Origin of the sequence: Pseudomonas rustica, from assembly GCF_018336155.1 — a bacterium.
Taxonomy (GTDB): Bacteria; Pseudomonadota; Gammaproteobacteria; order Pseudomonadales; family Pseudomonadaceae; genus Aquipseudomonas; species Aquipseudomonas rustica.
Genome location: NZ_JAGYHF010000003.1, coordinates 455,145 through 469,550, shown reverse-complemented (window position 1 = coordinate 469,550; position 14,406 = coordinate 455,145). Strand labels below are relative to the sequence as shown.

Genomic DNA, 14,406 nt, shown 5'->3' with positions numbered 1-14,406 from the left:
CGGAGTGACATTTTGCAACATCACTTCTGTAAAACTGGCGTCCCCTAGGGGACTCGAACCCCTGTTACCGCCGTGAAAGGGCGGTGTCCTAGGCCACTAGACGAAGGGGACGCAAACCCTTCTATACAACAGACCAACACTGAGTGCTGATCGCTTCAAGGCCGGTGTGGCCAGACCTCGAAGTGTAAAATTGGTGGAGCTAAACGGGATCGAACCGTTGACCTCCTGCATGCCATGCAGGCGCTCTCCCAGCTGAGCTATAGCCCCTCATCGTTGATGTCATCGCTGAGGACGGGGCGAATCTTAAGGGCGTATCGAAAGCCTGTCAAACTTATTTTTGAAAAATTTCAAAGTTTTTCGTCGGCATAACAATCACTTACCGCCCTCCCCCCGTAAATTCGGGACTCGGGATGTCACACAGACCTGTAGGAGCTGCCGCAGGCTGCGATCTTTTGACTTTATCTTTTGAAAACAAGATCAAGAGATCGCAGCCTGCGGCAGCTCCTACAGGAAGGCAAAGCGTTTAGGCGATAGCGGCCAGGAGCTTTTCCCACTCTTTGTTTTCTTTCTTCGACACGCCGCCCAGCAGGTCAATCGCCTGACGCAGACGGAAGCGGGTCAGATCCGGGCCAATGATTTCCATCGCATCGAGCACCGACACCGAGCTCGCCTGACCAGTGATTGCAGCAAACATCAGCGGCATCGCGTCACGCAGTTTCAATTCCAGCGATTCAACCACTGCCTGAATCGTTGCGGTGATGTTGTCTTTCTCCCACTGACGCAGGCTTTCCAGCTTCCACAGGATCAACTGCATCAACTGACGAACCTGATCGCCCGAGAGCTTTTTCGATTCGAACAGTTTGGCATCCGGATTGACGCCACCAGCGAAGAAGAATCCGCCCAGCGGTGCAACCTGGCTGAAGGTTTCAACGCGACCCTGCACCAGCGGTGCGATCTTCATCATGTATTCCGGGTTCAACGCCCAGGTCTGCAAGCGGCTGGCGAACTCTTCCACCGGCAGATCACGCAGCCACTGGCCGTTGAGCCACGACAGCTTCTCGATGTCGAAGATCGGCCCGCCCAGTGAGACACGCTTGAGGTCGAAGTTATCGACCATTTCCTGCAGCGAGAACTTCTCGCGCTCGTCCGGCATCGACCAGCCCATGCGACCGAGGTAGTTAAGCATCGCTTCCGGCATGAAGCCCATGCGCTCGTAGAACGTCACCGAGGTCGGGTTCTTGCGCTTGGACAGCTTGCTCTTGTCCGGGTTACGCAGCAGCGGCATGTAGCACAGCTCTGGTTGCTCCCAGCCGAAGTACTCATACAGCAGAATCAGTTTTGGTGCCGATGGCAGCCATTCTTCGCCGCGCAGCACGTGGGTGATGCCCATCAGGTGATCGTCGACCACGTTGGCGAGGAAGTACGTCGGCAGGCCGTCAGTCTTCATCAGCACTTGCATGTCCATGCGATCCCACGGGATCTCGACGTCGCCACGGAGCATGTCCGGCACCACGCAAACGCCTTCGCTCGGCACTTTCATGCGGATCACGTGGGGTTCGCCAGCGGCCAGACGGGCCGCGACTTCTTCTTTCGACAGCAGCAGCGCGCGGCCGTCGTAGCGTGGCGTTTCGCCGCGAGCCATTTGCTCGGCGCGCATCTGATCGAGTTCTTCAGCGGTGCAGAAGCATGGGAACGCATGACCCATGTCGACCAGTTGTTGGCAGTACTTCTGGTAGATGTCGCCGCGCTCGCTCTGGCGATACGGGCCGTGCGGGCCGCCAACATCCGGGCCTTCGCTCCAGTCGATGCCCAACCAGCGCAGGGCGTCGAAGATCTGCTGTTCGGACTCGCGGGTCGAACGCAACTGGTCGGTGTCTTCGATCCGCAGGATGAACTCACCGCCGTGCTGCTTGGCAAAGCAGTAGTTGAACAATGCGATGTAAGCGGTACCTACGTGGGGATCCCCGGTAGGCGATGGCGCGATGCGAGTGCGGACGGTGGTCATGGCATGTCTCGAAAATAATGAAAAGCAAAACAATCAAGCGGCGAATGGTAACAGGCGACACCCGCCCCGCTCCAGCAGGCAGGGCATTTAAGCCAAGTTTGCGTCTGTAAGGCCCGTAAGCCGTGATGAATGGCGGAATATCAACAGATGGCATTTACCGTTTATCGGCTGTATGCCAAATTTGCCTGCTGATAACTTTCCTTACAATTCCTCGACTACAGTTTGCCCCATGCCTGCCCAACTCAAGCGTCGCCTGTTTATTTTCCTGCTGCTCGTCCTGCTGATTGCCGGGGGCTTCTTCGCCCACTGGTTCTTCAAGGGACGCTTTTATGAAAGCACCGACAACGCCTATGTCCAGGGCGAGATCACTCGTGTGTCGAGCCAATTGGGCGCGCGCATCGACGAAGTGCTGGTGCAGGACAATCAGCACGTCGAAAAAGGCCAGTTGCTGGTACGCCTCGAACCGAATGATTTTCGCCTCGCGGTAGACCGCGCCAATGCCGCCCTCGCCACCCGCGAAGCCGAACGCCTGCAAGCGCAAAGCAAATTGACCCAGCAATCGAGCCTGATCGCCGCCAGCGATGCGCAAGTAGCGACAACACAAGCCACGCTTGGCCGCTCGCAGATGGATTTGTCGCGCGCCGAAACCCTGCGCAAACCCGGCTACGTGTCCGAAGAACGCGTGACCACCCTCTCCGCCGACGCCCACATTGCTCGCTCGCAAGTGGCTAAAGCACAGGCTGACGCGCAAGGTCAGCGCCAGCAGGTCAACGCCCTGAACGCTGAAATCAAACGCCTCGACGCACAGATCGCCAACGCCCACGCCGATATCGCGCAAGCCGAACTCAACCTGACCCGCAGCGAAATCCACGCGCCGATCAGCGGCCTCGTTGGCCAGCGTGCCGCGCGCAACGGTCAAGTGGTGCAGGCCGGCGCCTATCTGCTGTCGATCGTTCCGGACGAAGACATCTGGGTGCAGGCCAACTTCAAGGAAACCCAGATCGGCCATATGCAGCCCGGTCAAAAAGCCGAGCTGACCTTCGATGCATACGGCGACACGCCGATCGAAGCGCGGGTCGAGAGCCTGTTCGCGGCGTCCGGCGCGCAGTTCAGCCTGTTGCCACCGGACAACGCCACCGGCAACTTCACCAAAGTCGTGCAACGGATTCCGGTGAAACTGACCTTCAAAGCCGATAACCCGCTGCACGGCAAAATCCGTCCGGGCATGTCAGTCACCGCGACTGTGAACATCAAAGACGCCCCTGAAGATGGCCGGTGATTCGCTGATCCGCCCGGTCGGCGAACCGACCCGGCGCGATTGGATCGCGGTGATGAGCGTAATGCTCGGCGCCTTTATGGCGGTGCTCGACATCCAGATCACCAACTCTTCGCTCAAGGATATTCAGGGCGCGCTGTCGGCGACGCTGGAAGAAGGTTCGTGGATTTCCACCTCCTATCTGGTCGCGGAAATCATCATGATTCCGCTGACCGCGTGGCTGGTGCAGTTGCTGTCGGCGCGACGACTGGCGGTTTGGGTGTCGCTGGGCTTTCTGGTTTCATCGCTGCTGTGCTCGATGGCCTGGAGCCTGGAGAGCATGATCGTCTTTCGCGCCATGCAAGGCTTCACCGGCGGCGCGCTGATCCCGCTGGCGTTCACCCTGACCCTGATCAAACTCCCCGAACACCACCGCGCCAAAGGCATGGCGATGTTCGCCATGACCGCGACGTTTGCGCCGTCAATCGGCCCGACGCTGGGCGGCTGGCTCACGGAAAACTGGGGCTGGGAATACATCTTCTATATCAACATCCCGCCGGGCCTGATCATGATCGCCGGGTTGATGTATGGGCTGGAAAAGAAAGAAGCGCACTGGGAATTGCTCAAAAGCACCGATTACACCGGCATCCTCACGCTGGGCATCGGCCTCGGTTGCTTGCAGGTTTTTCTCGAGGAAGGCCATCGCAAGGACTGGCTGGAATCGAGCCTGATCGTGACGCTGGGCAGTATTGCGCTGGTGAGTCTGATCACCTTTGTCATCGTGCAGATTTCCAAACCCAATCCGCTGATCAACCTTGGCATTCTGGGTAATCGCAATTTCGGTTTATCGAGTATTTCCAGCCTGGGAATGGGTGTCGGGTTGTACGGCTCGATTTATCTGTTGCCGCTGTACCTGGCGCAGATCCAGAACTACAACGCCCTGCAGATCGGCGAAGTGATCATGTGGATGGGCGTGCCGCAGCTGTTTCTGATTCCGCTGGTGCCGAAGCTGATGAAGATCATTTCGCCGAAATGGCTGTGCACGTTGGGCTTTGGACTGTTTGGTCTGGCGAGTTTTTCATCGGGAGTGCTCAACCCGGATTTTGCCGGGCCGCAGTTCAATCAGATTCAGATTGTCCGGGCGCTGGGGCAGCCGTTGATTATGGTGACGATTTCGCTGATTGCCACGGCGTACATCCTGCCGCAGGACGCGGGGTCGGCATCGAGCCTGTTCAACATTCTGCGCAACCTTGGCGGTGCGATTGGCATTGCCTTGCTGGCGACGCTGCTGGATGCGCGCACCAAGACCTACTTCGATTATTTGCGCGAGGCGGTAGTGCCGACCAATCCGCAGGTGGCCGAGCGGTTGGCGTCGATGACTGATCGGTTTGGCAGTGACACGGCGGCGCTGGGCAAGTTGAGCGAGATCGTCCATCAGCAGGCGGCGATCATGGCTTACAACGATGCGTTTCACTTTGTCGGGATTGCGCTGGGGGTCAGTATGTTGGCGATTCTACTGACCAAAAAGCTCCCGGCGGGGCTAAAGGCCGGCGAATCTCACTGATCCGACTCAATCCTGTAGGAGCAGCCTTCGGCAGCTCCTACAGGTTTGAAGTCAGGGCGTATTGATCAAACAGCCAAAAGCCGCTCGCGCAGTTTGGCAATCTCATCGCGCATCTGCGCTGCCGCTTCAAACTCCAGATCTCGCGCCAGTTGATACATCTTCTCTTCCAGCGCGCGAATACGCTTGGTGATCTCGCTCGGCGAACGCAATTCGGCTTCGTACTTGGCGTTTTCTTCGGCAGCCTTAGCCATGCCTTTGCGCTTCTTGCTGCGCGAGCCCGGCACGGTGGCGCCTTCCATGATGTCGGCGACGTCCTTGAATACGCCTTTCGGGGTGATGCCATTTTCCAGGTTGAAGGCGATCTGCTTATCGCGACGACGTTCGGTTTCACCAATCGCCCGCTCCATCGAACCGGTCATGCGGTCGGCATAGAGAATCGCCCGGCCATTGAGGTTTCGCGCCGCGCGGCCAATGGTCTGGATCAACGAACGCTCGGAACGCAGGAAACCTTCCTTGTCCGCATCGAGAATCGCAACCAGCGACACTTCCGGCATGTCCAGACCTTCACGCAGAAGGTTGATGCCGACCAGCACATCGAACGTACCAAGGCGCAGGTCGCGGATGATCTCGACGCGCTCAACGGTGTCGATGTCCGAGTGCAAATAACGCACGCGCACGCCGTGATCGGCAAGGTAATCAGTGAGGTCTTCGGCCATGCGTTTGGTCAGCGTAGTGACCAGCACGCGCTCTTCGATCGCTACGCGCTTGGAGATTTCCGATAGCAGATCGTCGACCTGCGTCAGCGCCGGACGCACTTCAATCTGCGGATCGACCAGCCCGGTCGGACGCACCAGTTGCTCGACCACGCGCCCGGCGTGCTCGGCTTCGTAGTTGCCCGGCGTCGCCGAAACGAAAATGGTCTGCGGGCTCACCCCTTCCCACTCATCGAAACGCATCGGCCGGTTATCCAGTGCGGACGGTAGGCGGAAACCATATTCGACTAGGGTTTCCTTACGCGAACGGTCGCCCTTATACATCGCGCCAACCTGCGGCACGCTGACGTGGGATTCGTCGATCACCAGCAAGGCATCCGCCGGCAGATAATCGTAAAGGGTTGGCGGCGCGGCACCGGCCGGACGCCCGGACAGATAGCGCGAGTAGTTTTCGATGCCGTTGCAGTAACCCAGCTCGAGGATCATCTCCAGGTCGAAACGGGTGCGCTGTTCAAGGCGCTGAGCCTCGACCAGTTTGTTGTTGCTGCGCAGGTATTCGAGGCGTTCCTGCAACTCGACTTTGATGTGTTCGATGGCGTCGAGCAGGGTTTCCCGAGGCGTCACATAGTGGCTCTTCGGGTAGAACGTGAAGCGCGGCATCTTGCGGATGACTTCGCCGGTCAGCGGATCGAACGCGGAAATGCTTTCGACTTCGTCATCAAACAACTCGATGCGGATCGCTTCCAGATCGGATTCCGCCGGGTAGATGTCGATCACGTCGCCGCGCACACGGAAGGTCGCGCGGGCGAAATCCATGTCGTTGCGGGTGTATTGCAGGTCGGCCAAACGGCGCAGCAATGCGCGCTGATCGAGCTTGTCACCGCGATCGACGTGCAAGACCATTTTCAAATAGGTTTCCGGGCTACCGAGACCGTAGATGCAAGACACCGTGGTGACGATGATCGCGTCTTTTCGCTCCAGCAACGCTTTGGTCGCGGACAGGCGCATCTGCTCGATGTGGTCGTTGATCGACGCATCCTTCTCGATGAAGGTGTCGGACGACGGCACATAGGCTTCGGGCTGATAGTAGTCGTAGTAGGAAACGAAGTATTCAACGGCGTTGTTCGGGAAGAACGCCTTGAACTCGCCGTACAACTGCGCGGCGAGGGTTTTGTTCGGCGCCAGCACCAGCGTCGGGCGCTGAATCTGCGAGATGACATTGGCGATGCTGAAGGTCTTGCCCGAGCCGGTCACACCGAGCAGCGTCTGGTGCGCCAGCCCGGCTTCGATGCCCTCGACCAATTGGCGGATGGCTTCCGGCTGATCGCCGGCGGGCTCAAAGCGAGTGACGAGCTGGAATTCGGACATATACACCTCTGGGATCGCGGCATTCCGCGCAAAGCGGAGCACCACGGGGACAACCGCAAACGACCGGTGTCGCGCAAGAAAAAACCTGGATTGTGCTCAATGTGGTGGCGATTGCCTCTGCTTTCAAGGCAAACGTCCTACATCCGGTAAAGTCTCTGACACGGCCAATCGACTAACGGTCAAGAAATAATCGCAAAAACTTACCTGAAAAGCCGAATCGCCTGTCGCCATTGCTCGCAGATGGCCTCTATACTAGCTCCCCGTTTGTGCACCGCTCTAGTGCATTCGGCTGGAGCGCCACACGTCCCTCCACTATCCATTCAGAGCCGCCGTAATAATGAGCCTGTTCTCCGCTGTCGAAATGGCACCCCGCGATCCAATCCTGGGCCTCAACGAAGCATTCAACGCCGATACCCGGACCACCAAGGTCAACCTGGGCGTTGGCGTTTACTGCAACGAAGAGGGGCGAATTCCACTTCTGCGCGCCGTTATTGAAGCCGAGACGATTCGCGTCGCTCAACACACTTCGCGCGGTTACCTGCCGATCGATGGCATCGCTGCCTACGACCAGGCCGTGCAGAAACTGCTGTTCGGCAATGACTCGCCGCTGATCAGCGCCGGTCGCGTCATCACCACTCAGGCCGTCGGCGGTACTGGCGCCCTGAAAATCGGTGCTGACTTCCTCAAGCAACTGCTGCCGAACGCCGTCGTGGCGATCAGCGACCCGAGCTGGGAAAACCACCGCGCGCTGTTCGAAACCGCCGGTTTCCCGGTGCAGAACTACCGTTACTACGACGCTGCCACCCACGACGTTAACCGTGCCGGCATGCTCGAAGACCTCAACGCCCTGCCGAACGGCTCGATCGTTATCCTCCACGCTTGCTGCCACAACCCGACCGGCGTCGACCTGACCCCGGCGGACTGGAACAACGTGCTGGAAGTGGTTAAAGCCAAAGGTCACGTGCCGTTCCTCGACATGGCGTACCAGGGTTTTGGCGACGGTATCGACGAAGACGCCGCCGCTGTGCGCCTGTTCGCTGAATCCGGCCTGACTTTCTTCGTCTCGAGCTCGTTCTCCAAGTCGTTCTCGCTGTACGGCGAGCGCGTTGGCGCCCTGTCGATCATCAGCGAATCGAAAGAAGAAAGCGCGCGCGTGCTGTCGCAAGTCAAACGCGTGATCCGCACCAACTACTCCAACCCGCCGACTCACGGTGCAAGCATCGTCGCCGCCGTGTTGAACAGCCCGGAACTGCGTGCGCAGTGGGAAGCGGAACTGGCTGAAATGCGTCTGCGCATTCGCGGCATGCGTGAGCAGATGGTTGCCCTGCTTGCCGAGAAAGCCCCGGGCCGCGACTTCAGCTTTGTGGGTCGTCAGCGCGGCATGTTCTCCTACTCGGGCCTGACCACTGAACAAGTGCATCGCCTGCGTAACGAGTTCGGCATTTACGCACTGGATACCGGTCGCATCTGCGTGGCTGCGCTGAATCAGAGCAACATCAAGGCTGTGACGGACGCGATCGTTCAGGTCATCTGATAACGCTGCGTGATGAAAAACGGGAAGCCTTGGGGCTTCCCGTTTTTTATTTGTCCGAAGGAATGCAACATTCCCTCTAAACTGCACACAAATCCAAATTGTAGGAGCAAAGCTTGCTCGCGATAGCGGTGGTTCAGCCAGTGATGATGGCGACTGACCAGACGCCTTCGCGAGCAAGCTCTGCTCCTACAGGTTATGAGTCAACCTGCGAATTCTACGAGAAACCCAATGAAAAACGACAACCTGCGCGCCGACCGTGACGATCTGGATGATTTCACCCCCCGCGCCTCGGCCAAACGCGAAAAAAGCCTGGTGCTGCAAGTGGCGGCCGGGGTGTTTCTTGGCGGTCTGGTGCTGTGGCTGGTGCAATTGGCAGCCACTGCGGCTTATGCCAAACTGATGCTCGGCACCATTACCTTCGGCAGTTAAGCCAATTCGGTGGCGCGCTGACTGGCGGCATCGTCATAAACGACGTACAGCGATTCGGCGATCTGGCTCTTGATTGCCTTGGCGCTTTCCAGACCGAGGACAAAACCTTCGGCTTTGCCGCCAGCGCGATTCAGTTCTTCAGCGGTGCCGGCCTGAGTGATCGCATCGAGGAGTTTTTCGGCGTGAGGGCCGACGCCTTTCGGCAGGCTGATTTGCGCGATGCTCATGCGAACACCTCGCTGTTGCGGGACTGACAGATCATGTGATGCATGGCGCGTACCTTTTCGGCGGATGGCCGGTAGCGCGTGTTACCACTTCCGGGCGGCCATGGTAGACCTCTGGCGAGAATCTGGTAACCGCCAATCGCTGACAAACCACCATTCATCCCGGCAAATCGTTCAATTTCACAATCGGCGCTTGACTTCTCTTTTTGAATCAGTAACATACGCACCAATTCCGCAATAGCTCAGTTGGTAGAGCAAATGACTGTTAATCATTGGGTCCCTGGTTCGAGTCCAGGTTGTGGAGCCAAATAGCAAAGCCCCTGAATTGAAAGATTCAGGGGCTTTTTTGTGGGCAGCCGAAAAGATTAAAAGATCGCAGAACACCGATCTCTGTAGGAGCTGCCGAAGGCTGCGATCTTTTGATCTTCAAACAAAAAGGGCCGATCTGATTAACAGATCGGCCCTTTTTCATTCACCTACAGCGGTCAGACATGCTCGCTGCTTTTCACCTGCACTTTCGGCACGCCATGGCCGTGGTCGTGATCATCCGGCTCGATCACCGGCACTTCATTGCCGTCGCAATCATGCAGTTTGCCGTCGCTGAAATAATCGCCTTCGCGCAGCGCATCCAGATCGCGATAACGCAGAGTCCGCTCTTCCGCCGCCGCAAACACCGACTGTTGATCGGAGTTGCCGGTGGTGAAATGGTTGAACGCCAGGTTCAGCAGGATCGCCATGATCGCCGACGAGCTGATGCCCGAGTGGAAAATGGTCGCAAACCAGCTTGGGAAGTGATCGTAGAAGTTCGGCGCGGCAATCGGGATCATGCCGAAACCGATCGAGGTGGCGACGATGATCAGGTTGACGTTGTTGCGATAATCAACCTTCGACAGCGTACGAATACCACTCGCTGCCACAGTGCCGAACAGCACGATACCGGCGCCGCCGAGTACCGAAGTCGGTACCGCTGCGATAACCCGACCCATGAATGGCAGCAAGCCAAGGATCACCAGGAATACGCCGCCGGTGGCCACCACATAACGGCTCTTGATCCCGGTGACCGCGACCAAGCCGACGTTCTGGGCAAAAGCGCTCTGGGTGAACGAACCGAAAATCGGCGCAAACATACTCGACAGCATGTCTGCCCGCAGGCCATTGCCCAGGCGTTTGGAATCGACTTTGGTGCCGATGATTTCACCGACGGCGAGGATGTCCGCCGAGGTTTCCACCAGTGTCACCATAACCACGATGCACATCGACAAAATCGCGGCAAAGTGGAACGTCGGCATGCCGAAGTGGAACGGCGTCGGGAAGCCGAACATCGGCCCGGTGGTGACGTTGGAGAAGTCAGCCATACCGAGGAATACCGCCAGTATCGTACCGATCACCATGGCCAACAGGATCGACAGACGCGAGATGGTTGAGCTGCCCACCTTGCTCAGCAGCAACACCAGCACCAGCGTCACTGCTGCCAGACCGATGTTTTGCATGCTGCCGAAGTCCGGCGCGTGGCTGTTGCCGCCCATCGCCCAGCGTGCGGCCACCGGCATCAGCGTCAAGCCGATGGTGGTGATCACGATACCGGTGACCAATGGCGGGAAGAACTTGGTGATGCGCGAGAACACCGGCGTGATCAGCAAGCCGATCAGCGATGCCGCAATGACGGCGCCAAGCACCGACTGGAAGCCGCCCTCCCCGCCACTGCTGACGATCGCGACCATGGTCGCCACGCCGGAGAACGACACGCCCTGTACCAGCGGCAACTGACAGCCAAAAAACGGTAGACCCAGGGTTTGCAGCAGCGTCGCCAGCCCCCCCGCAAACAATGAAGCAGCAATCAACAAACCAATGTCTGCCGGCGACAGGCCGGCCGCCTGGCCGATGATCAGTGGCACCGCAACGATACCGCCGTACATGGTCAGAACATGTTGCAGGCCGTAAGCCATATTCGCGCCGACCCCGAGATTTTCGTCCTCGGGCCGTTGGTGTGAAACATGGGGCGTTTTCATGGTGGGGGGTTCCCTGGTTTTTGTTATGCGCACACTGTATTCAATACTCAGGACAAATGTCCATAGAGTTGTATACAACTTGCCAGTCACAAAATGGATAGGTAGCCATCCAAGCTTCTAGTCCGCGCCTCGCAACGCCCACAAATCCGGCAACACATCCCTGCCTGCATCTCCGCCAACGCCCACTAGGCTGAAGTGTTCATGGCGACCGACGGTGCGGTCGCAGTCTTTTTTATACATATAAAGTATGCATAATGCAGTTAATCGATATTCAGTTCGACAAAAGCAAGAACGCAGCCAACAAACTCAAGCACAGGGGCATCAGCCTCGCCGAGACCGAAGCGGTCTTTTACGACGAACGAGCAATAACCGTTGAAGACAACGATCACGACGAACAACGCTGGATCACGATCGGTCTCGACGCCAAGGGACGCTTGCTGGTCGTCGCATACAGTTATCGCGAGCCGAATGTCGTTCGAATCATTTCTGCACGTGTCGCCACACCGAGCGAGCGTTGCGCCTATTTTCTGGAGGGCTTGACCAATGAAAGACGAATATGACTTCTCCCAAGGCAAACGCGGCGCTGTGGCGTCCGCCAAGGGCAAAACCCGGATCACCATCATGCTCGACGATGCCGTCATCGATGCCGCACGCACGGTGGCGGAGAACGAGGGGTTTGGTTATCAGACGGTGATCAACAACACGCTGCGCCATGCCTTGCTCGATGCCGAAAAGCACGACCAGGACGATCCGCTGCAATTCAGCAAAGGCATTACCGCCGCCGACCTCAAGAGTCTTGAGAAAAAATTGTCGGCAGCGGCCGGGGAAATTCGCCGGGTGCTGGAACCGGATGCCAAGCCTTAGGCTTTGGCCGGTACGATCATTCGTTCGAGGGAATGCCGTGTATGCGGCACGTCCGGCAGGTGAATGTCGAACTCCTGAACCAGCAGTTCGATCAATGCCGTCACCTCGGTGATTTCGCGCCGCTCGCCGCTTGAGCCCATGCGATGAAGCGCGAAACTGCCGTTGTTGAGGGTTTTGCGCCAGCCATCACCGGTACGCGCCGCCATCAGGCGTTGGGTAAACGGAGAGTCGGGATGGGCCGAGACGTACCAGTTGCCGATGGTGAAATCGATGTCTTCCTGGCGTTGCAGGTCGAACAGATACATCGGCCGCCACTCGCCGGCGACGTTGGCTTGCAGCATGTAGCCATCGGCTTGTTTGTCGATGCGATAGGGTTCGTGCGGGGTGATTTGTTCTGCCTCGGTATCGAGAAGCAGCGGCGCGGTCGGCACCATGCCGCCGAAACCGACGTCGGTGATGTAGCGCACACCGTCCAGCGTGACCAGACTCAAGCGGTGCGTGCGCGCCGTCCAGCTGCCTTCCGGCTGATTCATCACCACACGGCCGCTGATGGCGCGAGCGTCGAAGCCCAGCTCAAGCAGCAGGGTGAAGAACAGATTATTCAGCTCATAGCAGCAGCCACCGCGACCGCCGAGCAGGATTTTTTCTTCAATGGACGGCAGATCGATCAGCACCGGTGCGCCAGTAATCGTCGCCAGATTCTCGAAAGGAAAGACCCCGGTGTGGCGCCATTGCAGCAGCCGCAAGTTTTCCAGCGTCGGCGCTGGCGGTGCATCAAAACCCAAACGTTGCAGGTACAGCTTCAGGTTCGTCAGGCGTGGCTCGCTCATTGCTCAATCCTTTTGCATGGGGCCGCAGTTCACTGCGTTGATGGTCGCCATGTATACGGGATCAGCCACTCATTTCGACAATTGATTTCGCCAATCGCCTGCTAGCGCTTTTTACGTGAGCCGATGCGAATCCACGTTGGCGCATGGTCACTGGCGTGCGGTTCATTGCGCACCCACGCGTCTACGCCGGCCTCGTGCAGATACGGGCTCAATGCCGGATTAAGCAGCAGATGATCGATGCGCAAACCGGAATTGGTTTGCCAGTGTTGGCGGAAGTAATCCCAGAAAGTGTAGAGGCGATCCTCGGGATACAGATGCCGCAGCGAATCCGTCCAGCCTTGATCGAGCAGGCGCTGATAACACTCGCGACTTTCGGGTTGCAGCAAAGCGTCCTTGAGCCATGAGCGGGTGTTGTAGATGTCCATGTCGGTGGGCACGACGTTGTAATCACCGGCCAGCACCACCGGGTGATCGCTGCTTTGCAGGTCTTTCGCGTGGCGGATCAGCCGTTCGAACCACGCCAGTTTGTAATCGAATTTCGGCCCCGGCTGCGGATTGCCGTTAGGCAGGTACAGGCAACCGACGAGCACGCCGTGCACCGCCGCTTCCAGGTAGCGACTGTGTTTGTCGTCGGGATCACCGGGCAAACCGCGACGGCTCTCCAGCGGCTGCGCGTCAAGGGCGAGAATCGCCACACCATTCCACGCCGCCTGCCCTTGCCAGATCGCCCCATAACCGGCGGCTTCCAGTTCGGCGGCGGGGAATGCCGTGTCGACCGATTTGAGTTCTTGCAGGCAGGCGATGTCTGGTTGCTCGCGCTTGAGCCAATCCAGCAGGTTCGGCAAACGCGCGCGTAAACCGTTGACGTTGTAGGTGGCGATCCGCAGGTTTTTCATCGGCTGAGGCTCCTGCCCGTGGGCTGTGAAAATTGTGACCGCGTGAACATCGCAGCGGTTGCATCGGATCCGTCCGCTGCGGCGTAATAGGCGCTCGCCCTTCGCCCGCTCTGCCGAGACCTGAATCCCATGCCAACCACGCTGCAAGGTCAGCGCATCCTTCTGCGCCCGCTTGAGTATTCCGATGCCGCCGCCCTGCTCCATGCGGCTGCCGACGGCGAATTGTGGAACCTCACCGTGACCGTCGTGCCATCGGCCAGCACCGTCGACAGCTATCTGAAAAAGGCCCTCGACGGCCGAGAGGCCGGCACGGTGATGCCGTTTGTCATCGTCTTGAAGGACACCGGCGAGGTGATCGGCTCAACACGCTTCTGGAAGATCGATCCGCTCAATCGCAAGCTGGAAATCGGCAGCAGCTGGATCTCGGCGAGCTGGCAGAAATCCTTCGTCAACACCGAAGCCAAATACCTGATGCTGCGCCACGCCTTCGAAGTGCTCGATTGCGTGCGTGTGCAGTTCACCACCGACGAGAACAATCAGAAATCACGCCAGGCGATCCTGCGTCTCGGCGCGCAGCAGGAAGGTATCGTCCGTCATGAACGGATCATGCCGGACGGGCGCAAACGCAACTCGGTGCGTTTCAGCATCATCGACGACGAATGGCCGCAAGTGCGCGCGCACCTGGAACAGAAACTCGCCGCCTACGCATAAAACA

At 58.3% G+C, this 14,406-nt stretch carries 14 protein-coding genes and 3 tRNA genes; 8 read left to right on the top strand and 9 right to left on the bottom strand.

All coding sequences use genetic code 11. The features are described 5' to 3' along the window. Positions 1 to 35: 35 nt before the first annotated feature. From KFS80_RS07605 to gltX, 3 genes are all read right to left on the bottom strand, one after another. Positions 36 to 111: transfer RNA gene (locus tag KFS80_RS07605), tRNA-Glu, on the bottom strand. An 80-nt stretch (positions 112 to 191) separates the two neighbouring features. Then, positions 192 to 267: transfer RNA gene (locus KFS80_RS07600), tRNA-Ala, on the bottom strand. 256 nt (positions 268 to 523) lie between these two features. Further along, the gene (gltX, locus tag KFS80_RS07595) at positions 524 to 2,005 is read right to left on the bottom strand and encodes a glutamate--tRNA ligase (protein ID WP_053118904.1); all 1,482 of its coding nucleotides are present in this window, start codon (positions 2,003 to 2,005) and stop codon (positions 524 to 526) included. 229 nt (positions 2,006 to 2,234) lie between these two features. On the opposite strand from gltX, the gene KFS80_RS07590 reads away from it, so the two are divergent. Both KFS80_RS07590 and KFS80_RS07585 read left to right on the top strand, forming a co-directional pair. Beyond that, the gene (locus KFS80_RS07590) at positions 2,235 to 3,284 is read left to right on the top strand and encodes an HlyD family secretion protein (protein WP_159812937.1); all 1,050 of its coding nucleotides are present in this window, start codon (positions 2,235 to 2,237) and stop codon (positions 3,282 to 3,284) included. Beyond that, positions 3,274 to 4,824 carry an MDR family MFS transporter gene (locus KFS80_RS07585; RefSeq protein WP_218959207.1) on the top strand — a complete coding sequence of 517 codons (1,551 nt, stop codon included), beginning with the start codon at positions 3,274 to 3,276 and terminating at the stop codon, positions 4,822 to 4,824. Before KFS80_RS07590 ends, KFS80_RS07585 begins: the two co-directional genes overlap by 11 nt. A gap of 65 nt (positions 4,825 to 4,889) precedes the next feature. Here the strand turns inward: KFS80_RS07585 and uvrB are convergent, their stop codons facing one another. Next, entirely contained in the window at positions 4,890 to 6,905 is a 2,016-nt protein-coding gene (gene uvrB / locus KFS80_RS07580; RefSeq protein WP_008083013.1) for an excinuclease ABC subunit UvrB, read from the bottom strand. A 337-nt stretch (positions 6,906 to 7,242) separates the two neighbouring features. Here uvrB and KFS80_RS07575 point away from each other — a divergent pair, with 337 nt between their 5' ends. Then, the gene (locus KFS80_RS07575) at positions 7,243 to 8,439 is read left to right on the top strand and encodes an amino acid aminotransferase (RefSeq protein WP_212544402.1); all 1,197 of its coding nucleotides are present in this window, start codon (positions 7,243 to 7,245) and stop codon (positions 8,437 to 8,439) included. A gap of 228 nt (positions 8,440 to 8,667) precedes the next feature. Further along, a complete protein-coding gene (locus KFS80_RS07570; RefSeq protein WP_212544401.1) occupies positions 8,668 to 8,868 on the top strand; it encodes a hypothetical protein in 201 nt (66 codons plus the stop codon). Here KFS80_RS07570 and KFS80_RS07565 read toward each other — a convergent pair. Continuing rightward, entirely contained in the window at positions 8,865 to 9,095 is a 231-nt protein-coding gene (locus tag KFS80_RS07565) for a hypothetical protein (RefSeq protein ID WP_053118896.1), read from the bottom strand. The two genes, KFS80_RS07570 and KFS80_RS07565, sit on opposite strands and share 4 nt — an antisense overlap. Next, positions 9,092 to 9,313: a hypothetical protein gene (locus KFS80_RS07560; protein ID WP_212544444.1), complete on the bottom strand. Its 222-nt coding sequence runs from the start codon at positions 9,311 to 9,313 to the stop codon at positions 9,092 to 9,094. The genes KFS80_RS07565 and KFS80_RS07560 overlap by 4 nt, the downstream gene beginning before the upstream one ends. A 10-nt stretch (positions 9,314 to 9,323) precedes the next feature. On the opposite strand from KFS80_RS07560, the gene KFS80_RS07555 reads away from it, so the two are divergent. After that, a tRNA-Asn gene (locus KFS80_RS07555) sits at positions 9,324 to 9,399 on the top strand. A gap of 178 nt (positions 9,400 to 9,577) precedes the next feature. Here KFS80_RS07555 and KFS80_RS07550 read toward each other — a convergent pair. Continuing rightward, positions 9,578 to 11,101, bottom strand: a complete 1,524-nt coding sequence (locus KFS80_RS07550; RefSeq protein ID WP_212544400.1) for a nucleobase:cation symporter-2 family protein — start codon at positions 11,099 to 11,101, stop codon at positions 9,578 to 9,580. A gap of 254 nt (positions 11,102 to 11,355) precedes the next feature. Between KFS80_RS07550 and KFS80_RS07545 the strand changes: the two genes are divergently transcribed. Together KFS80_RS07545 and KFS80_RS07540 are read left to right on the top strand one after the other, a co-directional pair. After that, positions 11,356 to 11,661, top strand: a complete 306-nt coding sequence (locus tag KFS80_RS07545) for a BrnT family toxin (RefSeq protein ID WP_212544399.1) — start codon at positions 11,356 to 11,358, stop codon at positions 11,659 to 11,661. Next, positions 11,645 to 11,965: a BrnA antitoxin family protein gene (locus KFS80_RS07540; RefSeq protein WP_053118891.1), complete on the top strand. Its 321-nt coding sequence runs from the start codon at positions 11,645 to 11,647 to the stop codon at positions 11,963 to 11,965. The genes KFS80_RS07545 and KFS80_RS07540 overlap by 17 nt, the downstream gene beginning before the upstream one ends. Here KFS80_RS07540 and KFS80_RS07535 read toward each other — a convergent pair. Both KFS80_RS07535 and KFS80_RS07530 read right to left on the bottom strand, forming a co-directional pair. Beyond that, positions 11,962 to 12,795: an arylamine N-acetyltransferase family protein gene (locus KFS80_RS07535; RefSeq protein WP_212544398.1), complete on the bottom strand. Its 834-nt coding sequence runs from the start codon at positions 12,793 to 12,795 to the stop codon at positions 11,962 to 11,964. The genes KFS80_RS07540 and KFS80_RS07535 overlap by 4 nt on opposite strands. Before the next feature lie 101 nt (positions 12,796 to 12,896). Next, complete coding sequence (locus tag KFS80_RS07530; protein WP_212544397.1) at positions 12,897 to 13,691, bottom strand: exodeoxyribonuclease III; 795 nt, start codon at positions 13,689 to 13,691, stop codon at positions 12,897 to 12,899. A gap of 129 nt (positions 13,692 to 13,820) precedes the next feature. Here KFS80_RS07530 and KFS80_RS07525 point away from each other — a divergent pair, with 129 nt between their 5' ends. Next, positions 13,821 to 14,402: a GNAT family N-acetyltransferase gene (locus KFS80_RS07525; protein ID WP_212544396.1), complete on the top strand. Its 582-nt coding sequence runs from the start codon at positions 13,821 to 13,823 to the stop codon at positions 14,400 to 14,402. Positions 14,403 to 14,406: the final 4 nt, after the last annotated feature.

What these genes read in the sequence shown, in the direction of transcription:
- KFS80_RS07585 (WP_218959207.1), top strand. Translation starts at nt 3,274, where the DNA reads ATGGCCGGTGATTCGCTGATCCGCCCGGTCGGCGAACCGACCCGGCGC.
- KFS80_RS07565 (WP_053118896.1), bottom strand. Translation starts at nt 9,095, where the DNA reads ATGAGCATCGCGCAAATCAGCCTGCCGAAAGGCGTCGGCCCTCACGCC.
- KFS80_RS07540 (WP_053118891.1), top strand. Translation starts at nt 11,645, where the DNA reads ATGAAAGACGAATATGACTTCTCCCAAGGCAAACGCGGCGCTGTGGCG.
- KFS80_RS07560 (WP_212544444.1), bottom strand. Translation starts at nt 9,313, where the DNA reads ATGTTACTGATTCAAAAAGAGAAGTCAAGCGCCGATTGTGAAATTGAA.
- KFS80_RS07570 (WP_212544401.1), top strand. Translation starts at nt 8,668, where the DNA reads ATGAAAAACGACAACCTGCGCGCCGACCGTGACGATCTGGATGATTTC.
- KFS80_RS07575 (WP_212544402.1), top strand. Translation starts at nt 7,243, where the DNA reads ATGAGCCTGTTCTCCGCTGTCGAAATGGCACCCCGCGATCCAATCCTG.
- KFS80_RS07550 (WP_212544400.1), bottom strand. Translation starts at nt 11,101, where the DNA reads ATGAAAACGCCCCATGTTTCACACCAACGGCCCGAGGACGAAAATCTC.
- uvrB (WP_008083013.1), bottom strand. Translation starts at nt 6,905, where the DNA reads ATGTCCGAATTCCAGCTCGTCACTCGCTTTGAGCCCGCCGGCGATCAG.
- KFS80_RS07525 (WP_212544396.1), top strand. Translation starts at nt 13,821, where the DNA reads ATGCCAACCACGCTGCAAGGTCAGCGCATCCTTCTGCGCCCGCTTGAG.
- gltX (WP_053118904.1), bottom strand. Translation starts at nt 2,005, where the DNA reads ATGACCACCGTCCGCACTCGCATCGCGCCATCGCCTACCGGGGATCCC.
- KFS80_RS07545 (WP_212544399.1), top strand. Translation starts at nt 11,356, where the DNA reads ATGCAGTTAATCGATATTCAGTTCGACAAAAGCAAGAACGCAGCCAAC.
- KFS80_RS07590 (WP_159812937.1), top strand. Translation starts at nt 2,235, where the DNA reads ATGCCTGCCCAACTCAAGCGTCGCCTGTTTATTTTCCTGCTGCTCGTC.
- KFS80_RS07535 (WP_212544398.1), bottom strand. Translation starts at nt 12,795, where the DNA reads ATGAGCGAGCCACGCCTGACGAACCTGAAGCTGTACCTGCAACGTTTG.
- KFS80_RS07530 (WP_212544397.1), bottom strand. Translation starts at nt 13,691, where the DNA reads ATGAAAAACCTGCGGATCGCCACCTACAACGTCAACGGTTTACGCGCG.